The 20,692-nt window shown below is 70.6% G+C and carries 23 protein-coding genes; 2 read left to right on the forward strand and 21 right to left on the reverse strand.

The genetic code is table 11. From position 1 onward, the window contains the following. Nucleotides 1-10: 10 nt before the first annotated feature. On the reverse strand, nt 11-1,870 hold the full coding sequence (gene glmS / locus IFT77_RS10440) for a glutamine--fructose-6-phosphate transaminase (isomerizing) (protein ID WP_192169966.1): 1,860 nt from the start codon (nt 1,868-1,870) through the stop codon (nt 11-13). Between the two features lie 161 nt (nt 1,871-2,031). On the opposite strand from glmS, the gene coaA reads away from it, so the two are divergent. Then, on the forward strand, nt 2,032-2,976 hold the full coding sequence (gene coaA / locus IFT77_RS10445) for a type I pantothenate kinase (protein WP_123547713.1): 945 nt from the start codon (nt 2,032-2,034) through the stop codon (nt 2,974-2,976). A 43-nt stretch (nt 2,977-3,019) separates the two neighbouring features. Here coaA and IFT77_RS10450 read toward each other — a convergent pair whose 3' ends face one another. The 13 genes from IFT77_RS10450 to infA form a co-directional block, all read right to left on the reverse strand. Continuing rightward, nucleotides 3,020-4,057 (reverse strand): YdcF family protein, encoded by a 1,038-nt coding sequence (locus IFT77_RS10450; protein WP_192040738.1) that lies wholly within the window; start codon nt 4,055-4,057, stop codon nt 3,020-3,022. Between the two features lie 60 nt (nt 4,058-4,117). Then, entirely contained in the window at nt 4,118-5,479 is a 1,362-nt protein-coding gene (glmM, locus tag IFT77_RS10455) for a phosphoglucosamine mutase (protein WP_192040737.1), read from the reverse strand. A 23-nt stretch (nt 5,480-5,502) separates the two neighbouring features. Then, on the reverse strand, nt 5,503-5,988 hold the full coding sequence (gene rpsI / locus IFT77_RS10460; protein WP_123547710.1) for a 30S ribosomal protein S9: 486 nt from the start codon (nt 5,986-5,988) through the stop codon (nt 5,503-5,505). A 32-nt stretch (nt 5,989-6,020) separates the two neighbouring features. Continuing rightward, a complete protein-coding gene (gene rplM, locus IFT77_RS10465; RefSeq protein ID WP_146902850.1) occupies nt 6,021-6,467 on the reverse strand; it encodes a 50S ribosomal protein L13 in 447 nt (148 codons plus the stop codon). A 210-nt stretch (nt 6,468-6,677) separates the two neighbouring features. After that, nucleotides 6,678-7,160, reverse strand: a complete 483-nt coding sequence (locus IFT77_RS10470; RefSeq protein WP_192040736.1) for a GNAT family N-acetyltransferase — start codon at nt 7,158-7,160, stop codon at nt 6,678-6,680. Next, nucleotides 7,157-8,083 carry a tRNA pseudouridine(38-40) synthase TruA gene (locus IFT77_RS10475; RefSeq protein ID WP_371741016.1) on the reverse strand — a complete coding sequence of 309 codons (927 nt, stop codon included), beginning with the start codon at nt 8,081-8,083 and terminating at the stop codon, nt 7,157-7,159. Before IFT77_RS10475 ends, IFT77_RS10470 begins: the two co-directional genes overlap by 4 nt. 109 nt (nt 8,084-8,192) lie before the next feature. Further along, entirely contained in the window at nt 8,193-10,955 is a 2,763-nt protein-coding gene (locus IFT77_RS10480; protein WP_192169967.1) for an ExeM/NucH family extracellular endonuclease, read from the reverse strand. A 211-nt stretch (nt 10,956-11,166) separates the two neighbouring features. Next, entirely contained in the window at nt 11,167-11,733 is a 567-nt protein-coding gene (gene rplQ / locus IFT77_RS10485) for a 50S ribosomal protein L17 (RefSeq protein WP_192040734.1), read from the reverse strand. A gap of 49 nt (nt 11,734-11,782) precedes the next feature. Further along, nucleotides 11,783-12,775 carry a DNA-directed RNA polymerase subunit alpha gene (locus IFT77_RS10490; protein WP_123547705.1) on the reverse strand — a complete coding sequence of 331 codons (993 nt, stop codon included), beginning with the start codon at nt 12,773-12,775 and terminating at the stop codon, nt 11,783-11,785. Nucleotides 12,776-12,962: 187 nt separating this feature from the next. Beyond that, nucleotides 12,963-13,361 carry a 30S ribosomal protein S11 gene (gene rpsK, locus IFT77_RS10495; protein ID WP_055799944.1) on the reverse strand — a complete coding sequence of 133 codons (399 nt, stop codon included), beginning with the start codon at nt 13,359-13,361 and terminating at the stop codon, nt 12,963-12,965. A gap of 44 nt (nt 13,362-13,405) precedes the next feature. Continuing rightward, the gene (gene rpsM, locus IFT77_RS10500) at nt 13,406-13,780 is read right to left on the reverse strand and encodes a 30S ribosomal protein S13 (RefSeq protein WP_192169968.1); all 375 of its coding nucleotides are present in this window, start codon (nt 13,778-13,780) and stop codon (nt 13,406-13,408) included. Nucleotides 13,781-13,973: 193 nt separating this feature from the next. Next, the gene (gene rpmJ / locus IFT77_RS10505) at nt 13,974-14,090 is read right to left on the reverse strand and encodes a 50S ribosomal protein L36 (RefSeq protein WP_043593327.1); all 117 of its coding nucleotides are present in this window, start codon (nt 14,088-14,090) and stop codon (nt 13,974-13,976) included. A gap of 68 nt (nt 14,091-14,158) precedes the next feature. Beyond that, the gene (gene infA / locus IFT77_RS10510) at nt 14,159-14,380 is read right to left on the reverse strand and encodes a translation initiation factor IF-1 (protein WP_055857193.1); all 222 of its coding nucleotides are present in this window, start codon (nt 14,378-14,380) and stop codon (nt 14,159-14,161) included. A gap of 178 nt (nt 14,381-14,558) precedes the next feature. On the opposite strand from infA, the gene IFT77_RS10515 reads away from it, so the two are divergent. Continuing rightward, nucleotides 14,559-15,827: an LCP family protein gene (locus IFT77_RS10515; RefSeq protein ID WP_192040733.1), complete on the forward strand. Its 1,269-nt coding sequence runs from the start codon at nt 14,559-14,561 to the stop codon at nt 15,825-15,827. Between the two features lie 81 nt (nt 15,828-15,908). Here IFT77_RS10515 and map read toward each other — a convergent pair whose 3' ends face one another. The 7 genes from map to rplR form a co-directional block, all read right to left on the reverse strand. Further along, complete coding sequence (gene map, locus IFT77_RS10520; protein ID WP_192169969.1) at nt 15,909-16,742, reverse strand: type I methionyl aminopeptidase; 834 nt, start codon at nt 16,740-16,742, stop codon at nt 15,909-15,911. Nucleotides 16,743-16,747: 5 nt separating this feature from the next. Then, a complete protein-coding gene (locus IFT77_RS10525; RefSeq protein WP_192040731.1) occupies nt 16,748-17,368 on the reverse strand; it encodes an adenylate kinase in 621 nt (206 codons plus the stop codon). Beyond that, a complete protein-coding gene (gene secY, locus IFT77_RS10530) occupies nt 17,365-18,687 on the reverse strand; it encodes a preprotein translocase subunit SecY (protein ID WP_123547701.1) in 1,323 nt (440 codons plus the stop codon). Before secY ends, IFT77_RS10525 begins: the two co-directional genes overlap by 4 nt. 69 nt (nt 18,688-18,756) lie before the next feature. Beyond that, the gene (rplO, locus tag IFT77_RS10535; protein ID WP_123547700.1) at nt 18,757-19,383 is read right to left on the reverse strand and encodes a 50S ribosomal protein L15; all 627 of its coding nucleotides are present in this window, start codon (nt 19,381-19,383) and stop codon (nt 18,757-18,759) included. Then, nucleotides 19,383-19,568, reverse strand: coding sequence for a 50S ribosomal protein L30 (gene rpmD / locus IFT77_RS10540; protein ID WP_123547699.1), 186 nt, complete (start codon nt 19,566-19,568; stop codon nt 19,383-19,385). The genes rplO and rpmD overlap by 1 nt, the downstream gene beginning before the upstream one ends. Then, entirely contained in the window at nt 19,568-20,323 is a 756-nt protein-coding gene (rpsE, locus tag IFT77_RS10545; RefSeq protein ID WP_123547698.1) for a 30S ribosomal protein S5, read from the reverse strand. Before rpsE ends, rpmD begins: the two co-directional genes overlap by 1 nt. Continuing rightward, nucleotides 20,320-20,691, reverse strand: a complete 372-nt coding sequence (rplR, locus tag IFT77_RS10550) for a 50S ribosomal protein L18 (protein WP_123355181.1) — start codon at nt 20,689-20,691, stop codon at nt 20,320-20,322. Before rplR ends, rpsE begins: the two co-directional genes overlap by 4 nt. Nucleotide 20,692 lies beyond the last annotated feature (1 nt).

Consider the following 20,692-nt stretch of genomic DNA (forward strand, 5'->3'; position numbering starts at 1 on the left):
CGGCGGCCCGCTACTCGACGGTGACCGACTTGGCGAGGTTGCGCGGCTGGTCGACGTCCAGGCCCTTGGCCGCGGCGAGCTCCATCCCGAAGACGTGCAACGGCACGACGGCGAGCAACGACTCGAAGAGCGGCGCGGCGAGCGGGATGTGCAGCACCTCGTCGGCGAAGGGCAGCACCGCGGCGTCGCCCTCCTCGGCGATCGCGATGACGCGGGCACCTCGGGCGCGGATCTCCTGGATGTTCGAGACGACCTTCGGGTGCAGCGAGCGCGGGTCGCGGGGCGACGGCACGATCACGAAGACGATCTGGCCGGGCTCGATCAGCGCGATCGGGCCGTGCTTCAGCTCGCCGGCGGCGAAGCCCTCGGCGTGGATGTACGCGAGCTCCTTGAGCTTGAGTGCGCCCTCGAGGGCGATCGGGTAGCCCACGTGGCGGCCGAGGAACAGCACCGACCGCGTGTCGGCCATCCAGCCCGCCAGGGTGCGGATGCGCTCGGACGACTCGAGCACGCGCTCGATCTTCTCCGGGATGGCCTGGAGGTCGGTGACCTGCGCGGCGATCTCGTCGGTGCTGAGCGTGCCGCGCAGCTTCGCGAGGTGCAGCCCGAGCAGGAACAGGGCCGTGCCCTGGGCGACGAACGCCTTGGTCGACGCGACGGCGACCTCGGGGCCGGCGTGCGTGTAGATGACCGCGTCGGACTCGCGCGGGATGGTCGAGCCCTGCGTGTTGCAGATCGACAGGACCTGCGCGCCCTGCTCACGGGCGTACTTGACGGCCATGAGCGTGTCCATGGTCTCGCCGGACTGGCTGATCGAGACGACCAGCGTCTTCCCGTCGAGCACGGGGTCGCGGTAGCGGAACTCGTGGGCGAGCTCGACCTCGACGGGCACGCGGGCCCACTGCTCGATGGCGTACTTGCCGAGGATGCCGGCGTAGGCGGCGGTGCCGCAGGCGATGACGATGACGCGGTCCACCGTCGCGAGCCGGTCGGCGACGCCGTCGAGCTCGCGGAGGGAGACGAGGCCGCCCGACACGCGGCCGAGCAGGGTCTTCGCGACGGCCTCGGGCTCCTCGCTGATCTCCTTCGCCATGAAGCTGGACCAGCCGCCCTTGTCGGCGGCCGAGGCGTCCCAGTCGATCTCGAACTCGCTCGTCTCGACGGGTGCGCCGTCGAAGTCGACGACCTCGACCGAGTCGGGGCGGATGGTGACCAGCTGGTCCTGGCCGATCGACATGGCGCGACGGGTGTGCGCGACGAACGCCGCGACGTCGCTGCCGAGGAAGTTCTCGCCGTCGCCGAGCCCGATCACGAGCGGCGAGTTGCGGCGGGCCCCGACGACGACGCCCGGCTGGTCCGCGTGCACGACGAGCAGGGTGAAGGCGCCGTCGAGGGTGGCGACGACGGTGCGCAGGGCCTCGGCCAGGTCGCCGGTGGCGCGGTAGGCGCGGGCCACGAGGTGCGCCGCGACCTCGGAGTCGGTCTCGCTGAGGAACTCGACGCCCTCGGCGAGCAGCTCGGCCTTGAGCTCGGAGAAGTTCTCGATGATGCCGTTGTGGATGAGCGCCAGCTTGCCGTCGTCGGCGAGGTGCGGGTGCGCGTTCTCGTCGGTCGGGCCGCCGTGCGTCGCCCAGCGGGTGTGGCCGATGCCGGTCTGGCCGTCGCGCAGGGGGTCGGCCTCGAGGTCGTCGACCAGCACCTGGAGCTTGCCGGCCTTCTTGCGGCTGTCGAGCGCGCCGTCCGCGCCGATCACCGCGACCCCGGCCGAGTCGTAGCCGCGGTACTCGAGCCGCTTCAGGCCGCCCAGCAGCACCTCGACGCTCTTCTCACCGGCTCCGGCAGAGCCCACGTATCCCACGATTCCACACATGCAGACGATCCTAGGGCGTCGGCACTGGTCGGTCGGCGAGGCCCCCGGGCGTGGCCCGGCGAGGCGTCGCGAGACGACCCGACGAGCCCCCACGAGACGGCACGGTCGGCCCCGGTGCACGCCCGCGTGCGCCGAGCGGCTGACCGGGTAGCCTCGGGCCCATGGCCGACGCGAGCTCCCCGACGACCCACGCGACGCCGTTCGTCGAGATCCACCGCGACGCCTGGGCCGACCTCGCCCCGGCGACGCGCCTCCCGCTGACCGAGACGGAGATCGTGCAGCTCCGCGGCCTCGGCGACCGGCTGGACATGCGCGAGGTGCAGGACGTCTACGTGCCGCTCAGCCGCCTCCTCAACCTCTACGCCGCCGGCGCACGCAACCTGCACCGGGCCACCAGCGACTTCCTGGGCGAGCGGGCGCAGCGCACCCCGTTCGTGATCGGCGTCGCGGGCTCGGTGGCCGTCGGCAAGTCGACCGTCGCGCGCCTCCTGCGCGAGCTCCTGAGCCGCTGGGACGACACGCCCCGCGTCGAGCTCGTCACCACCGACGGGTTCCTCTACCCGAACGCCGAGCTCGAGCGCCGCGGCATCATGGACCGCAAGGGGTTCCCCGAGTCGTACGACCGCCGGCACCTGCTTCGCTTCGTCTCGCAGGTCAAGAGCGGTGCAGAAGAGGTGCGGGCGCCCTTCTACTCGCACACGAGCTACGACATCATGCCGGGGGCCGAGGTGGTCGTGCGGCGGCCCGACATCCTGATCGTCGAGGGCCTCAACGTGCTGCAGCCCCCCGTCGCGGGGCGGCTCGCGCTGAGCGACCTCTTCGACTTCACCGTCTACGTCGACGCCCGCACGAGCGACATCGAGAGCTGGTTCGTCGACCGGTTCCTCGCGCTGCAGAAGAGCGCCTTCACGCAGGAGCGCTCGTTCTTCCACCGGTTCGCCGACATGGACGAGGCCGAGGCCAGGGCCTTCGCCTCGACCGTGTGGCGCTCGGTGAACGAGCCCAACCTGATCGAGAACGTCCTCCCGACGCGGTCGCGCGCCACGCTCGTGCTCCGCAAGGCCGCCGACCACAAGGTCAGCTCGGTCCTGCTCCGCAAGATCTAGGCCCGAGGAGGCGCGGGCCGGCAACCTGGCCCGCCGCCGGTCGTCACACCGGCAGGAACGACACCACGGTCAGCAACGCGACGAAGGCCACGACGGCGCCGATCGCGACCGCGTTGAGGCGCTCGTGCTCGACCATGATGGCCACGTACTCGCGGAGGAAGGCGCTCGGCACGTAGTACGCGGCCGTCGGCGAGCCGACCACCTGGGCGTCGCTGCCGACCGCCCTGGCGAGCAGGGCGGCACGGAGCACGTGGTAGTCGTTGGTGACGACGAGCGTGCTGCCCCCGCGACCTGCCGCGTGCTGCACCTCGCGCGAGAGCACGAGGTTCTCGCGGGTGCTGGTGGACGCGGTCTCGGGGTGCACGTCGGCCGGGTCGGCTCCCTGGGCCAGCAGGTACTCGGCCATGGCCTCGCCCTCCGGCCGCGGCTCGTCGGAGCCCTGCCCGCCGGACGGCACCAGGATCGGTCGCGCCGTGCCGACCGGCACCGACCGGTAGATCGCGAGGGCCTTGTCGAGCCGGCTGCGCAGCAGCGGGGGCACCTCGCCGCGGATGAGCCCGGAGCCGAGCACGACCAGCGCGTCGGGACGGTCCGTGTGGCGGTACCGGCTGTAGACGAGCGAGTAGAGCCCGAAGGCCGCGAAGGTGGCGGCGGCGTAGAGGCAGGCCAGGAAGACGAGGACGCCGAGCGACACGAGCACCGTGACGAGGCCCGACGGCAGCGCCGTCCTCGCGGGGAGGAAGACGAGCAGCACGGCGGCGGTCGGCAGGGCGACCAGTGCCAGCCCGGCCAGCAGCGACAGCAGGTTGCCGAGGCTGCGCCCCTCGAGGCGCAGCATCGTGACCCCGTTGGCCACCAGGAACACGGCCAGGACGAGGATCAGGACGCCCGCGAGCCCGAAGCCGAGGAAGACGACCAGCTGGAGCAGCGCGCTGGCGGCCGCCAGCTCGAGCACCCCTGCGAGCAACAGCGAACCGAGCGCCCCGACGAGGAAGACCCCGTTGCGCAGCCGCCGGGCGTCGCGGCGCCGGCTCACGACGTAGAGGATCCCGAAGACGGCGGCCGGCACGAGGAACGTCATGCGCCCATCGTGCCCGACCAGCGGTGGCGCGGCACGATGCGCGTGCCGTCCGAGCGGTCGCTAGAGGGCGAGCCGCTCGCGGACGACGTCGGCGAGCGCGTGCGCGACGCGGTCGGCGGTCTCCTGGTCGGCGGCCTCGACCATGACCCGGACGACGGGCTCCGTGCCCGACGGGCGGAGCAGCACGCGACCCGAGTCGCCGAGCTCGCGCTCGAAGGCGGCGACGGCCTCGGCGACGCCCTCGTCGCCCGCCAGGCGCTCGCGGTCGACGCCCTTCACGTTGATCAGGATCTGGGGGAAGACCGTCATGACCTGGGCCAGCTCGGCGAGGGTCTTGCCGGTCTCGGCCATGCGCGCCACGAGCGAGAGGCCCGTGAGGATGCCGTCGCCGGTCGTCGCGTAGTCGCTGAAGACGATGTGGCCGGACTGCTCGCCGCCGAGCGTGAAGCCGTGCTCGTTCATGTCCTCGAGCACGTAGCGGTCGCCGACGCGCGTCTGGCGGACGGTGATGCCGTGGTCGCCCATGGCCCGGATGAGCCCGAGGTTGCTCATGACCGTGGCGACGAGCGTGTCCTTCGCCAGCTTGCCGTGTTCCTTCTGGGCGACGGCGATGATCGCCATGATCTGGTCGCCGTCGACGACCGCGCCGGTGGCGTCGACCGCGAGGCACCGGTCGGAGTCGCCGTCGTGGGCGATGCCGACGTCGGCGCCGTGCTCGAGCACGGCGGCGGCCAGGTTGTCGAGGTGGGTCGAGCCCACGCCGTCGTTGATGTTCATGCCGTCGGGGTCGGCCCCGATCAGGGTGATCCTGGCGCCGGCGTCGGTGAAGACCTCGGGCGACACGGCCGACGCCGCGCCGTGGGCGCAGTCGAGCACGACGTGGATGCCGTCGAGCCGGTTCGGCAGGGCGCCGAGGAGATGGAGGACGTACCTGTCCTCGGCGTCGGCGAACCGGCGGATGCGACCGACGTCGCCGCCGACCGGCATCAGCTGCGGCTCGCTCATGGCGGCCTCGATGCGGTCCTCGACCTCGTCGGGCAGCTTCGTGCCGCCGAACGCGAAGAACTTGATCCCGTTGTCGGGCGCGGGGTTGTGCGAGGCGCTGATCATCACGCCGAAGTCGGCGCCGATGTCGTCGACGAGGAACGCCGCCGCGGGGGTCGGGATGACCCCTGCGTCGAGCACGTCGACGCCGGAGCTGGCCAGGCCCGCCGAGACGGCGGCGGTGATGAACTCCCCCGAGATGCGGGGGTCACGAGCGACGACGGCCACCGGCCGTCGGCCCTCGGCACGACGCGCCTCGGCGTGGTGTCCCTTGGTGAGCACCACCGCGCTCGCCTGGGCGAGGCCCAGGGCGAGCGCGGCGGTCAGCTCACGGTTGGCAAGTCCCCGAACGCCGTCGGTACCGAAGAGTCGCGACATCGCGGACCTGCCCCTCGTGGTTCTTAGCGCTTCGAGAACTGCGAGGCCTTGCGGGCCTTCTTGAGACCGGCCTTCTTGCGCTCGATGACGCGGGCGTCGCGGGTGAGGAAGCCGGCCTTCTTGAGCGTGGCGCGGTTGTTCTCGCGGTCGATCTCGTTCAGCGTGCGGGCGATGGCGAGACGCAGGGCGCCCGCCTGGCCCGAGGGGCCGCCGCCGGTGACCTTGACGGTGACGTCGTAGGCGCCGAGCAGGTCGAGCACCTTGAACGGGTCGTTGATCAGCTGCTGGTGCAGCTTGTTCGGGAAGTACTCCTCGAGGGTGCGTCCGTTGACCACGAAGGTGCCGGTGCCGGGCACGAGGCGCGCACGGGCGATGGCCTCCTTGCGGCGGCCGACGGCCGAGCCGGAGACGTTCAGGACGGCGCGGGGCGTCGCCTGGGCCTCGGGAGCCGAGCTCTCGGTGGTGAAGCTCTCGGGAGCCTGGTCGATGGAATCTGCGATCTGAGCCACTGTGTGGGGGTCCTTAAGTCTGAAGGCGGACGCTACTGGGCGACCTGGTCGAGGGTGTAAACCGTGGGCTGCTGAGCAGCGTGGGGGTGCTCGGCACCCGCGTACACCTTCAGCTTCTTGATCTGGGCACGGCCCAGCGAGTTCTTCGGCAGCATGCCGCGGATGGCCTTCTCGACGGCACGCGTCGGGTGCTTCTCGACCATCTCGGAGTAGGTCGTCGCCGTCAGGCCGCCCGGGTAGCCCGAGTGGCGGTAGTAGAGCTTCTCGGCCAGCTTGGAGCCGGTGAGGGCCACCTTGTCGGCGTTGATGACGATGACGAAGTCGCCCATGTCCATGTGGGGGGCGAAGGTCGCCTTGTGCTTGCCGCGCAGCAGGGCTGCCACGTGCGAGGCCAGACGGCCGAGGACGACGTCGTTCGCGTCGATGATCAGCCACTGCGGCTGGACGTCAGCCGGCTTGGGGGAGAAAGTGCGCGTCACAGTAGTGCTGCTTCCTGGTCGAGGTGAGGTGTCCGTGAATCCCGCTCCGTTGCCGTTGTCGCGACGATGTCGCGAGAACGAGTCAGGTGGAGGGCTCAACTTCGGGCGCCGCGCGCAGTTGCGCAGGCACCAAGGGTCGACGATACCCGACACGCCCGGAGGCGTCAAACGGTCGCGCCCGGCCGACCCGGCCGGCGGACCGCTCCCTCGTCAGGAGGCACCGAGCGAGGAGAGCGCGTCGCCGTCGAGCCGGAAGGTGGTCCACTCGTCCATCGACGAGGCGCCGAGCGACCGGTAGAAGCCGATCGAGGGCTCGTTCCAGTCGAGGACCGCCCACTCGACCCTGGCCAGCCCCCTGGCCACCGCCTCCTGCGCCAGCCTCGCCAGCAGGGCCCGGCCGTGGCCGGCGCCCCGGTGCTGCGGCGCGACGTACAGGTCCTCGAGGTGGATGCCGTGGACGCCCTCCCAGGTCGAGAAGGTGAGGAACCAGATCGCGAGGCCCGCCAGCTCGCCCGGCTCGTCGCCGTCTACCACGAAGGCGAAGACGGCGGGCGCCTCGCCGAAGAGCGCGCGCTCGAGGTCGGCCTCGGTCGTCTTGACGGCGTCCGGCTCCTCCTCGTAGACCGCGAGCTCGACGATCAGGCGCAGCAGCTCGGGGACGTCGGACGGGGCAGCGGGGCGGGGAGCGCTCATCCGTCGAGGCTAGCGGCCGACCTCTTCACCTGCGTGAGCACGACGCGCGCCGCGACCTCGTCGTCGGGCGGGTAGCCCACCTCGACCATGGTCAGGCCCGTCGCCGGGACCACGCGGAACTCGCCGTTGCGCGCGGCCTCGCGGCGCACGCCGACGGCCCGGTGCTCGGGCATCGCGCCCTCCCCCACCGCGACGCAGGCGCCGACGAGGTTGCGCACGAGGTTGTGGCAGAAGGCGTCGGCCTGCACGGTCGCGACGAGCACGCCGTCGGCGTCGCGCCTCCAGGTGAAGTGCTGGAGCTCGCGGATGGTGGTCGCGTAGTCGCGGTGCCGGCAGTAGGCGGCCCAGTCGTGCAGCCCCACGAGGCCCGCGGCCGTCGCGCTCATCAGGTCGAGGTCGAGCAGGTGGTCGTACCAGAGCGTGTGGCTGCGCCTCGTCGGGTCGCGCTCGGCCCCGCGGTCGGCGATGCGGTACTCGTAGCGCCGCCAGAGCGCGCCGAAGCGCGCGTGGAAGCCAGGAGGCGCGAGTCGCGCCCCGGAGACGACGATCTCGTCCGAGGAGCCGGCCAGCCCGTTCAGGCGCCGGGCCAGGACGGTCGGGGCGTCGAGCGGCGACCGGTCGACCATGCCGCGGTGCGGCCGCTGCAGCTGGGCGATCTGCTCGTCCGTCAGGTCGAGGTGCACCACCTGGCCGCGCGCGTGGACGCCGGCGTCGGTGCGGCCGGCGACCGTGACGGTCGGGACATGCTCGTGACGGCCGAAGAGCGTGCGGAGCGCCGCCTCCATCTCGCCCTGGACCGTGCGCCGGCCGGGCTGCTCGCTCCAGCCCGAGAACGCGGTGCCGTCGTAGGCCACGGTCAGCCGCACCCGGGTCAGGCCCGCCTGCACGAAGGCCGGGTCGTCGAGGGCCGGGGCGTTCGTCACGGGGTCGATCCTACGGGGACCGGGGCGCGCCTCCTCGTCGCCCTCCCCCGCGGACGACGACGGCCGCGGCACGGTCTCCCGTGTCGCGGCCGTCGATCGGCGAGGGGCGTCAGGCCCCCGAGGAGGTGCGGCGCCGGCGGACGAGGAGGGTCCCGCCCGCGGTCAGCAGCCCGAGCGCCAGCGCGACCCACGCCGCGACGGAGTCCGAGCCGGTGAAGGCGAGCCCGTCGGCGGTCGTCGAGCCCTGGCCCGCGGGGACGGTGCCGCCAGGGGCTGCGGGCGCCGCCGGGTCGGCCGGCGGGCCGGGCTGGGCAGGCGCGTCGGGGTCGATCGGCTGCGTCGGGTCGGTCGGCTCGATCACGTCGGCGAGCAGGTCGACGCCCACGACGACGGGGTCGTGGTCGCTCGACCGGAACTGGTCGGGCTGCCAGAGCGGCCTCACGTTGTTGTTGAAGCGGCTGTACTCCAGGCCGATGCCCTCGCCCGAGTTGATGTTCCAGATGTCCACGCCCGTGACGACCTCAGCCGCTGCCGGCGAGGCGAGCACGTGGTCGAGCGAGCCGCTGAGCCCGCTGAACACGTAGCTGTACTCGTCCGTCTCCGTCGAGCCGAGGTCGACGTAGCCGGCGGCCCTGAGCACCTCGATCGGGTCCTCCATGCTGTAGGCGTTGAAGTCGCCCAGCAGGAACACCTTGTCGGTGCCGGCCGCGGCCTCACGCTCGGCGGCGAAGGCGACCAGGGCGTTCGCCTGGTTGATGCGCGAGCCGTTCGACCCGCCCTGGCCGTCCCCTGCGTCGGCGTCCGGACCGGTGCCGCCGCTCTTCGACTTGAAGTGGTTCGCGATCGCGACGAAGGTCGACCCGGCGTCGCCGCCGACGGGGCGGAACGCCTGCGACAGGGGCTGCCGGGCGTTGCTGAACGCTGCGGAGCCCACCAGGATGGTCGACTCGCCGACCGGCTCGACGACGGCCTTCTTGTAGATGAAGGCCAGACGGATGACGTCGGGGTTCGCCGGCTGGACCGCGGGCGAGCGCGGGTAGTCCCAGACGGCTCCGCCGGCAGCGTCGTTCAGGGCTGCCACCAGGATGCGGAGGGCCTCGTCGCGGTCCTTGCCGAAGCGGGCCGAGTTCTCGATCTCCTCGAGCGAGACCACGTCGGCGCCGAGGGCGTTGATCGCCGTGACGATCTTGACCTGCTGGCGTGCCAGGCTCTCGGCGTTCGCGGCGCCGCGGGCGTCGCAGCCGCTGTTCACCGTCAGCGGAGCACCCGCACGGTCGCGGTAGAACGTGCAGCCCGGGATCGAGTCGCCCGTCGTGGTGAAGTAGTTCAACACGTTGAAGCTGGCGAGCTTCACGTCGCCCCCCACCTCGAGCGGGGCATCCGTCCGGATGTCCTCGAAGGTGACCGGGAGGTCGGCGTACGGGGTCTCGCCCGTCACCGTGGTGGTGGGCTGGTACTTCCACACGCCGTTCCGGTACTCGAGGACGACGGGCTTCGTGAACGCGACCGCTGCGCCCACCGTCACCGGGTCCTCGTTCGAGAGGTACGACACGGGCGCCGACTGGTTCGTGAAGAAGGCCGTCGACTGCCCGTCGTCGAGCGTGACGGCGCGCGCGGCGTTGTCGGCCGCGACGGCCGCGGCCTCGGCGCTGCCCGGCAGGGCGACCTCGGTCGGCTGGATCAGCGGACGGTCGCCGACGGCCAGCTTCACCTCACCGTACTGGTTCGTCGTGTACGTGTCGGTGACCGTGAACCCGCCCTGGGGCAGCACGAGCATGCTCTCGAGCGACTCGCGCTGCGCGTCGGTCGCGGGGAAGCCGAGGGTCGCCGGCAGCGGGGCGACGGCGGGCTCGTCGAGCACCGTCAGCGAGGTGGCGCCGGTGACGACCACCTGCGTCAGGCCGTTGAACTCCGTGACGCCGCCCACGACCTCGACGTGGTCGCCCAGCTCGACCGAGCCGACGGTCGACGCCGAGTAGACGAAGACGGCGTCGGAAGCGAGGTGCGTGCCGAGGTCGAGCGCGCCGCCGGTGCCCGGCGTCTGGATGACGTAGCCGTTGAGCCCGCCGGTCGGGTAGGTCGCGGTGACGACGCCGCGTGTGGTCACGGTGCGGCCGGCCCACGGGCTGACGTCGGTCGTGCCCTGCAGCTCGGCGATCGTGACGTCGGCCTCGCTGACCGGGTCGGGGACCGGCACCGGGTCGGTGGGCGTCGTGCCGCCTCCCCCGGAGTTCTGCGGCGTGACCTGCGACTGCTGCGTGAAGTCGGCCGAGTTGACGTCGGTGTCGGCGAAGTCGGTGCGCACGTAGGAGGTGGGGGTCCCGTTGCCGGAGCCGAGCTCGGCCGCGCTCGTCTCGAACACCGACGCCAGGCCCCAGCCGAGGGCGTCGACGACCCCGGGCGTGGTGGACGACACGGAGCCTGCGGGCAGCGTCAGCGGCGTGGCCGCGTTCGACAGGACCAGCACGCCGCTCGCGCCGGCCGGGTTGAGGGTCGTGACCGCGTCGGGCGTCGGCAGCGCGGCACCGGTGGAGCCGTTCGAGGACATCTGCACGAGGTAGTGGCCACCGGGAGCGATCGCGCCCGAGAGGTCCGCCGCGGTGAAGGCGCCGGTGCCGGTCGCGGAGCGGTACTGGAGGGACCAGCCCGCCAGCGCCACGGAGGCGGTGGTCGGGTTGTACAGCTCGGCGAACTTGTTCGTGTACGGGGCGTTCGCGCTGCCGCCCTTGGCGTACACCTCCGCGATGACGACGCCGGCGTCGCCGGGAGCCGCGGAGGCGGCGGCGGCGGGGACGAGAGGACCGAGCAGGACGGCGAGACCGGCCACCAGGGCGACCGCCCTCGGGGTGGTGTGTCGGGGTCGGGGTGACATGAGTTCCTTCGGCAGGGAGAACGGGACCCTGTGACCCTAGGCGCGCCGCCGGCCCGGCTGGTTTCCGTCACGTGTCGCCTAGGTGAACGACACCTGTTCGGGGGACGTCGCCTGTCGGCACGACGCCCCACCAGCGGGGCGGCCTGGGGCCGAGAACGACGGAGGGCCCGTCACCTCGCGGTGACGGGCCCTCTGCCGGTGGTGCTCGTGACTACTTGTCGTCCGACTTCACGTCGTCCGACTTCGCGGCGGCGTCGGTCTCGACCTCGTCGGCGGCAGCCGTCTCGGTCTCGGCCTCGACGGGCTCGCTCTGCTCGACCGTCTCGGTCTCGTCGACGGGGGCCTCGGCGGGCTCCTCGACGGGCGCGGCGGCCGGCGTGGCCTTCGAGCTCGACGACGACTTGACCTTGGGGGTGACGGGCTCGAGCACGAGCTCGATCGACACCATCGAGGCGTTGTCGCCCTTGCGGAAGCCGAGCTTCGTGATGCGGGTGTAGCCGCCCTCACGGTTCTCGACGAGCGGCGCGATCTCGGTGAAGAGGATGTGCGCGGCGTCCTTGTTGTTGCGCAGCGTCTGCATCGCACGACGACGCGACGCGAGGTCGCCCCGCTTCGCGAAGGTGACGAGGCGCTCGGCGACGGGACGGAGGCGCTTGGCCTTCGTCTCGGTCGTCTTGATGCTCTTGTGCTCGAAGAGCGATGCGGCGAGGTTCGCGAGCATCAGACGCTCGTGAGCCGGTCCGCCTCCGAGGCGGGGACCCTTGGTGGGCTTGGGCATGATCGTTGGTTCCTAGCTGTCGAAGATGGAGGGCGTCGGGAGACGAGACCTAGTTGGTCTCTTCCTCGTCGTAGCCGCTGTAGAAGTGGGCTCCGTCGAACCCGGGGACCGTGTCCTTGAGCGAGAGACCCAGCTCGACGAGCTTGTCCTTCACCTCGTCGACCGACTTCTGACCGAAGTTGCGGATGTTCATGAGCTGCGTCTCCGAGAGGGCGACGAGCTCGGACACCGTGTTGATGCCCTCGCGCTTCAGGCAGTTGTAGCTGCGCACCGACAGGTCGAGGTCCTCGATCGGCGTCTGCAGCTCGCTGGAGAGGACGGCGTCGACCGGCGCGGGGCCGATCTCGATGCCCTCGGCGGCGGTGTTGAGCTCGCGTGCCAGGCCGAACAGCTCGGTCAGCGTGCGACCGGCCGACGCGATGGCGTCGCGCGGCGTGATCGCGGGCTTCGTCTCGACGTCGACGACGAGGCGGTCGAAGTCGGTGCGCTCACCGGCACGAGTCGCCTCGACGCGGTAGGTGACCTTGAGGACGGGCGAGTAGATCGAGTCGATCGGGATCTGACCGGCTTCGCTGAACTCGGCGCGGTTCTGCACGGCCGAGACGTAGCCGCGGCCACGCTCGATCGTCAGCTCGAGCTCGAACTTCGCCTTGTCGTTGAGCGTGGCGATGACGAGCTCGGGGTTGTGGATCTCGACGCCGGCCGGAGCCGAGATGTCGGCGGCCGTGACCTGGCCCGCGCCCTGCTTGCGCAGGTAGGCCGTGATGGGCTCGTCGTGCTCGCTCGAGACGACGAGCTGCTTGATGTTGAGGATGACCTCGGTCACGTCCTCCTTCACGCCGGGGACGGTCGTGAACTCGTGCAGCACGCCGTCGATCCGGATGCTGGTGACGGCCGCGCCGGGGATCGACGACAGGAGCGTGCGACGCAGCGAGTTGCCGAGGGTGTAGCCGAAGCCGGGCTCGAGGGGCTCGATCGCGAAACGCGAGCGGAACTCCGAGATGTTCTCCTCGGTGAGGGTGGGGCGCTGTGCAATGAGCACTGTGGGTTCCTTTCGGCGGAGAGTCCGCTATATGACTCTCGGCGGTACGACAGGGTGGCTGGCCCGTCGGTCTCTTGAGTTGTGGGCGCCCCGTGCGAGGGACGCAGGAGGCGGTGGTGACGCGGTCGAGCCCGCCGCGCCTCCTCGCCCCACGAGGGGAGGAGGAGGCACGCGGGCGGCAACTCAGTTAGACGCGACGACGCTTCGGCGGGCGGCAGCCGTTGTGCGCCTGCGGGGTGACGTCGTTGATCGAGCCGACCTCGAGGCCTGCGGCCTGGAGCGAGCGGATCGCGGTCTCGCGACCCGAGCCCGGGCCCTTGACGAAGACGTCGACCTTCTTGACGCCGTGCTCCTGCGCCTGACGCGCAGCCGACTCGGCCGCGAGCTGCGCGGCGAACGGGGTCGACTTGCGCGAGCCCTTGAAGCCGACGGCGCCGGACGAAGCCCAGCTCAGCACGGCACCCGAGGGATCGGTGATCGACACGATGGTGTTGTTGAACGTGCTCTTGATGTGGGCCTGGCCCACGGCGACGTTCTTCTTCTCTTTGCGGCGGGGCTTGCGCGCGGCCGACTTCGGTGCTGCCATTTTGATCTCCTACGAACCTAGAGGCGTACGGCGGGAGCCGGGGCCTAGCGAGCCTTCTTCTTGCCGGCGACGGTGCGCTTCGGGCCCTTGCGGGTACGCGCGTTCGTCTTGGTGCGCTGGCCGCGCACAGGCAGGCCGCGGCGGTGGCGGATGCCCTCGTAGCTGCCGATCTCGACCTTGCGGCGGATGTCGGCGGCGACCTCACGGCGGAGGTCGCCCTCTACCTTGTAGTTGCCCTCGATGTGGTCGCGGAGCAGGACGAGCTGGTCGTCCGTGAGGTCCTTGACGCGGATGTTGCCGTCGATCTCGGTCTCGGCGAGAGTCTTGAGCGCGCGGGTGCGGCCGACTCCGTAGATGTAGGTCAGTGCGACTTCGACGCGCTTGTCACGCGGGATGTCAACGCCTGCTAGACGTGCCATGGTGGCTTCTCCTCAGAGAGTGGTGGAGGTGTGACGCAGCACCGGTGCCCGGGCCTCCGCCCGGGGTGTCCCCCGCCGGACGCCGCGCGGGGCGACGTGTCGACGGGCTCTGGTGCTGCTCGTGGGGTGGTGCTGTGGGGCTCGGGAGCCCCGGCTGCTGCTGACCGCTGTCGCGGTCGAGCGTGGCCGCTGACTAGCCCTGACGCTGCTTGTGACGCGGGTTGCTCTTGCAGATGACCATGACGTTGCCCTTGCGGCGGATCACCTTGCAGTGCTCGCAGATGGGCTTGACGCTGGGGTTGACCTTCATCGTTGTTTCCTTGATCTCGCTGGCTTCGTGCCCCACGGGTGCGCGGGGCCGTTCCTTTCCAGCACGCCCTACTTGTAGCGGTAGACGATCCGGCCGCGGGTCAGGTCGTAGGGGCTCAGCTCGACGATCACACGGTCTTCGGGGAGGATGCGGATGTAGTGCTGACGCATCTTTCCCGAGATGTGGGCGAGAACCTTGTGACCGTTGGTCAGCTCGACGCGGAACATCGCGTTGGGCAGAGCTTCGATCACAGCTCCTTCGATTTCGATGACACCGTCTTTTTTGGCCATGGACTCACAGTCGCTCAGAGTTGGGGGTGTTGGTCGTGCGGGCAGTCGGCGCCCCGGGCACACAGATGTGGCCTGGGAACACCAAAGATCGATCCTAGGTGATGCCGCTACACTTCAGCAACCCGCCCGTCGACCCGACACGCCGAGTCGACGACGAGACGCCGACCAGGAGCTCCGCATGCCCCAGCAGACACGCACGCCCGGCCGCCGAGGCGCCGCCCGTCACGGTCGCCTCCGACGGCGAGGGCCGTTCCGGGCCCTGGTGACCCTCGTGGCCAGCGCACTGGCCGTGCTGCTCGTGAGCGGCGCCTCCTTGGCCGCCATCACCGCCCAGCAGCTCACCTCGTCGGTGACGTCGGTCGCCCTGGACAACGAGACGGCCGCCCCGAAGGAGATCTCGGCCATCCCCGGCGGCGCGAACATCCTCCTGATCGGCAGCGACCAGCGTGATCCCGGCAGCGCGGTGGACGCCGGCGTGGTCGACGGGGTGCGGAACGACGTCAACATCCTCCTGCACCTGTCCGAGGACCAGACCCAGCTCACGGCCGTGAGCTTCCCGCGCGACCTGATGATCGACCGCCCTGCGTGCACCGGCGACGACGGGGCGGCCCATCCGGCCGCCTCGTACCAGCAGTTCAACACCCTCTACGGCGACGGCGGCATCAGCTGCACGGTCGCCGCCGTCGAGAGCATGACGGGGCTGAGCGTCTACTACGCGGGCATGATCACCTTCGACGGCGTCATCGAGATGTCGAACGCTCTAGGCGGGGTCGACGTCTGCGTGACGCAGCGGATCCGCGACACCGACACCGGGCTCGACCTCTCGGCCGGCACCCACTCCCTGCAGGGCAAGGACGCCCTCGAGTTCCTCCGGACGCGCCACGGCGTCGGCGACGGGAGCGACCTCGCCCGCATCAGCTCGCAGCAGGTGTTCCTGTCGTCGATGATGCGCACGATCATCTCCGGCGGCACGCTCGGCAGCCCGACGACGCTCTACAAGCTGGCCTCGGCAGCGCTCGGCAACATGACCCTCTCGTCGTCCCTGAGCTCGCCCGACACGCTGGTGTCGCTCGCGCTCGCGCTGAGGAACCTGACCCCGGCAGACATCGTGTTCGTGCAGTACCCGGTGGTCGACGACCCCGACCAGGCCGGTCGGGTGATCCCCGCCGAGTCGGATGCCGCAGTGCTCGAGGCGGCGCTGCAGGCCGACCAGAAGTTCACGCTCGGCGATGAGGCGGTGGGCCGAGGCTCCACCGTGGACGAGTCGGCCGCGCCCGCACCTGCGCCCGAGACGCCCGCGCCCGAGGCCACCGGAACGACCGGCGCCGACGATGCGGGGACCACCGCACCGACGGAGCCGGCACCGGTCACGACGACACTGCCGTCGACGATCACGGGCCAGACGGCCGCCGAGGCGACCTGCTCGGTCGGGTCCTCGCGGGGCTGAGGCAGGCCCGACCATCGCCCCCACGCGCGGACGACGCACCGACGCGTCTCGTCTCGTCGACTGACGTGGCCTGACGACGCCTCAGGCGACGGGGACGGGCCGGACGCCGAGCGCGGCGAGGCCGGCTGCTCCCCCGTCGTGGGCCGTCGTGACCCAGATTCCGCCTTCGTGGACAGCCACCGAGTGCTCCCAGTGCGCGGCGTCCGAGCCGTCGACCGTGGACACGGTCCAGTCGTCGTCCTGGGTGACCGTGTCGCCGCCTCCGCCCGTGACCATGGGCTCGATGGCGACGACGAGGCCGGGCCGCACCGCCGGGCCGCGGCCCTTGATCCGGTAGTTGAAGACGGGTGGCTCCTCGTGCATCGACCGACCGATGCCGTGGCCCGTGTAGTCCTCGACGATGCCGAAGTCGCCGCGGGACTCCACGTGGTCCTCGACGGCGTCGCCGACCTCGTTGAGATGGCGGGCGACGGCCAGGGCCGCGATGCCGCGCCAGAGCGCCTCCTCGGTGACCTCGGCGAGGAGCCGCCGCGCGGCCACGAGCTCGGGGCGCGACGGGTCGTCGAGGACGAACGTGCGAGCACTGTCGCCGTTCCAGCCGTCGACCTCGGCGCCGCAGTCGACGGAGACGATGTCACCTGCCCGCAGGACGCGATCGCCGGGGATGCCGTGGACGACCTCCTCGTTCACGGAGGAGCAGATCGTGTGCCGGTAGCCCGGCACGAGCATGAAGTTGGGCACGCCTCCGCCTTCGCGGATCGCGCGCTCTGCCACGGCGTCGAGCTCACCGGTGGTGACCCCGGGTCGGATGACGGCAGCGACGGCGTCCAGCGCCTCCGCAGTCAGGACGCCCGGGCGCACCATGAGCCGGAGCTCGTCGGGGGTCTTGTAGATCCCGGGCTTGCGGAACGCCACGTCGGTCAGGACGCGGAGGCGGTGGGCCGGAAGCCGGCGCCCACGAGAGCGTCGTCGATGCGCGAGGCTACTTCGTCGATGGTGCCGAGGCCGTCGACCTCGACGAGCAGGCCGCGGTCGCGGTACGTCTCGATCAGGGGAGCGGTCTCGCGGAGGTAGACGTCCTGCCGGTGGCGGATCGCCTCCTCCGTGTCGTCGGAGCGCCCCTGGTCGAGGGCGCGTCGGCGCAGGCGCTCGACGATCTCGTCACGATCGGCGACGAGCTGCACCACGGCCGCGAGGGCCTCGCCGCGACCGGCGAGGAACTCGTCGAGGAACTCGACCTGCTGCACGGTGCGCGGGTAGCCGTCGAGCAGGAACCCCTGCTCGGCGTCCGCCTCCGTCAGGCGGTCGCTGATGAGCTCGTTGGTCAGGCTGTCCGGGACGTAGTCGCCGGCGTCGAGGATCGCCTTGACCTTGAGGCCGAGATCGGTCTCGCCTGCGACGTTGGCCCGGAAGATGTCGCCCGTCGAGATCGCGGGGATGCCGAACGACTCGGCGATGCGCACGGCCTGGGTGCCCTTGCCCGCGCCGGGCGGACCGACGATCAGGAGCCGCGGCGCCGGGACCGACTGTGCACCGGTCATCGGAGGAGCCCCTCGTAGTGACGCTGCTGGAGCTGCGAGTCGATCTGCTTGACCGTCTCGAGGCCCACGCCGACGATGATCAGGATGCTCGCGCCGCCGAAGGGGAAGTTCTGGTTCGCGCCGACGGTGGCGAGGGCGATCAGCGGGATGAGCGCCACGATGCCGAGGTACAACGAGCCGGGCAGGGTGACCCGCGTCAGGACGTAGTCGAGGTACTCGGCCGTCGGACGGCCGGCACGGATGCCGGGGATGAACCCGCCGTACTTCTTCATGTTGTCAGCGACCTCTTCGGGGTTGAAGGTGATCGCGACGTAGAAGTAGGTGAACCCGACGATGAGCGCGAAGTACACGGCCATGTAGAGCGGGTTGTCGCCCGAGGTGAGGTTCGCCTCGACCCACGAGACCCACGCCGCCGGAGCGGTGCCGTCGGTGGGCCGGTTGAACTGGGCGACGAGGGCAGGCAGGTACAGCAGCGACGAGGCGAAGATGACGGGCACGACGCCGGCCATGTTGACCTTGATCGGGATGTAGGTGTTGTTGCCCCCGTACGTCCGCCTGCCGACCATGCGCTTGGCGTACTGGACGGGCACTCGCCGCTGCGACTGCTCGACGAACACGACGGCGGCCATGATGACCAGTCCGACCGCGATGACCATGAGGAAGATCTCGAAGCCGCGGGCCTGGGCGATGCTCCAGAGGGCCGTGGGGAAGCGGGCCGCGATCGACGTGAAGATGAGGAGCGACATGCCGTTGCCGATGCCGCGCTCGGTGATGAGCTCGCCCATCCACATGATGAGGCCGGTGCCGGCGGTCATGGTGATGACCATGAGGAGCACGGCGTACCAGGCGTCGTTCGTGATGAGCTGCTGGCACTCCGCGGCGCCGGAGCCTGCGAAGAGCGTGCCGGAGCGGGCGACGGTGATGAGGGTGGTCGACTGCAGGATGCCCAGCGCGATGGTGAGGTACCGCGTGTACTGGGTCAGCTTGGCCTGGCCGGACTGGCCCTCCTTGTAGAGGGTGTCGAAGTGCGGGATGACCACGCGCAGCAGCTGCACGATGATCGACGACGTGATGTAGGGCATGATGCCCAGCGCGAACACGGACAGCTGCAGCAGTGCGCCGCCGCTGAAGAGGTTCACGAGCTCGTAGAGGCCCGACGTGCCCTGGCTGCCGGCGAGGCAGAGCTGCACGTTCTGGTAGTCCACGAACGGAGCAGGGATGAAGGACCCCAGCCGGAAGAGCGCGATGATGCCGAGCGTGAACCCGATCTTGCGGCGAAGGTCGGGCGTGCGCATGATGCGCGCGACAGCTCTGAACATGGTGGGCCTCCCGGTGTGAAGGATAGACGACTGAAGGGGGTGGCCCTGACGGACCACCCCCTCAGGGCATTACTTGGTGACGGATCCGCCTGCGGCGACGATCTTCTCTTCGGCAGAGCCGGAGACCTTGTCGACCGCGACGGTCAGCGCGACGCTGAGGTCGCCCTGACCCAGGACCTTGACCTTCTCGTTCTTGCGGACGGCGCCCTTGGCGACCAGGTCGACGATGGTGACGTCGCCTCCCTGGGGGTAGAGCTCGCCGAGCTTCTCGAGGTTCACGACCTGGTACTCGACGCGGAACGGGTTCTTGAACCCGCGCAGCTTCGGAGTACGCATGTGCAGCGGCATCTGGCCGCCCTCGAAGCCGACCTTGACCTGGTACCGGGCCTTCTGGCCCTTGGTGCCACGTCCGGCCGTCTTGCCCTTCGAGCCCTCACCGCGTCCGACGCGGGTCTTCGCCTTCTTGGCACCGGGAGCCGGGCGGAGGTGGTGCACCTTGAGCACCTGCGGACGCGCGACGTCCGACGAGCCGGCCGGGGCCGACGTCGTGCTGGACGCCGTCGACGCGGCGGCCTTGTCGGCAGCCGGCTTCTTGGCGGCGGCCTTGGGGGCAGCAGCCTTGGTGGTCGTCGCCTTGGGGGCGGCGGCCTTCTTGGGAGCGGCCTTCGCGGCCGGCTCCTTCTTCTCGTCAGCCATTAGTCAATCTCCTCGACCTTCACGAGGTGAGCGACCACGTTGACGTAGCCACGGTTCTGCTTGGTGTCCTCGCGAACGACCGAGTGGCCGATCCGCTTGAGGCCCAGGCTCCGCAGCGTGTCACGCTGGTTCTGCTTCTCGCTGATTACGGACTTGATCTGGGTCACCTTGAGGTTGGCGGCCATCAGGCACCTGCCTTCTCGGTCGCGGCGGTGCGCGCTGCGTCCTCTGCACGCTGCAGGAACGCCGGCATCACCTGGTCGATGTCGAGGCCACGACGGGCCGCGACGGCACGAGGCTCCTCGAGGAGCTTCAGCGCAGTGACGGTCGCGTGCACGATGTTGATCGTGTTGGACGAGCCGAGCGACTTGCTGAGCACGTCGTGGATGCCGGCGCACTCGAGCACGGCGCGGACGGGACCACCGGCGATGACACCGGTACCGGCCGAGGCCGGACGCAGCATCACGACGCCGGCAGCAGCCTCGCCCTGCACGGGGTGCGGGATGGTGTTGCCGATGCGGGGGACGCGGAAGAAGTTCTTCTTCGCCTCCTCGACGCCCTTGCTGATGGCGGTCGGGACCTCGCGGGCCTTGCCGTAGCCGACGCCGACGAGTCCGTTGCCGTCACCGACGACGACGAGCGCCGTGAAGCTGAAGCGACGACCGCCCTTGACGACCTTGGACACGCGGTTGATGGTGACGACGCGCTCCAGGAACTGGCTCTTGTCGTCACGGTCGCCGCGGCCACGGCCACCGGCGTTGCGGTCTCCGCGGCCCTGACCGCCGCGACGGTCGGTGCGACCGCCTTCGCGGTTGTTGGACTCCGAGCCGGCAGCCGTCTCGACGGGGCGCTCGACGACGGCCTCGGCGGGAGCCTTGGCGGCCTCCGTCGTCGCCTCGGCCGGGGCCTCGGGGGGAGTGGTGTTCGTAGCGTCGCTCACAGGTTCAAACCAGCCTCTCGGGCGCCTTCGGCGATGGCCGCGACGCGTCCGGCGTACTTGTTGCCGCCGCGATCGAACACGACGGCCTCGATGCCCGCGGCCTTCGCACGCTCGGCGACGAGCGCGCCGACCTTGCGGGACTTAGCGGTCTTGTCACCGTCGAACGTGCGCATGTCGGCCTCGAGGGTCGAGGCGCTGGCGACGGTGAAGCCCTTGCTGTCGTCGACGACCTGCACGAAGACGTGACGGGCCGAGCGGGTGACGACGAGACGGGGGCGCTCTTCGGTGCCCACGACCTTCTTGCGCAGGCGGGTGTGACGGCGCTTGGTGGCTGCCGACTTGGACTTTCCTCGTGTACCGAGACCCATG

Origin of the sequence: Frigoribacterium sp. CFBP 13729, from assembly GCF_014841875.1 — a bacterium.
In the GTDB taxonomy this organism is placed as follows: Bacteria; Actinomycetota; Actinomycetes; order Actinomycetales; family Microbacteriaceae; genus Frigoribacterium.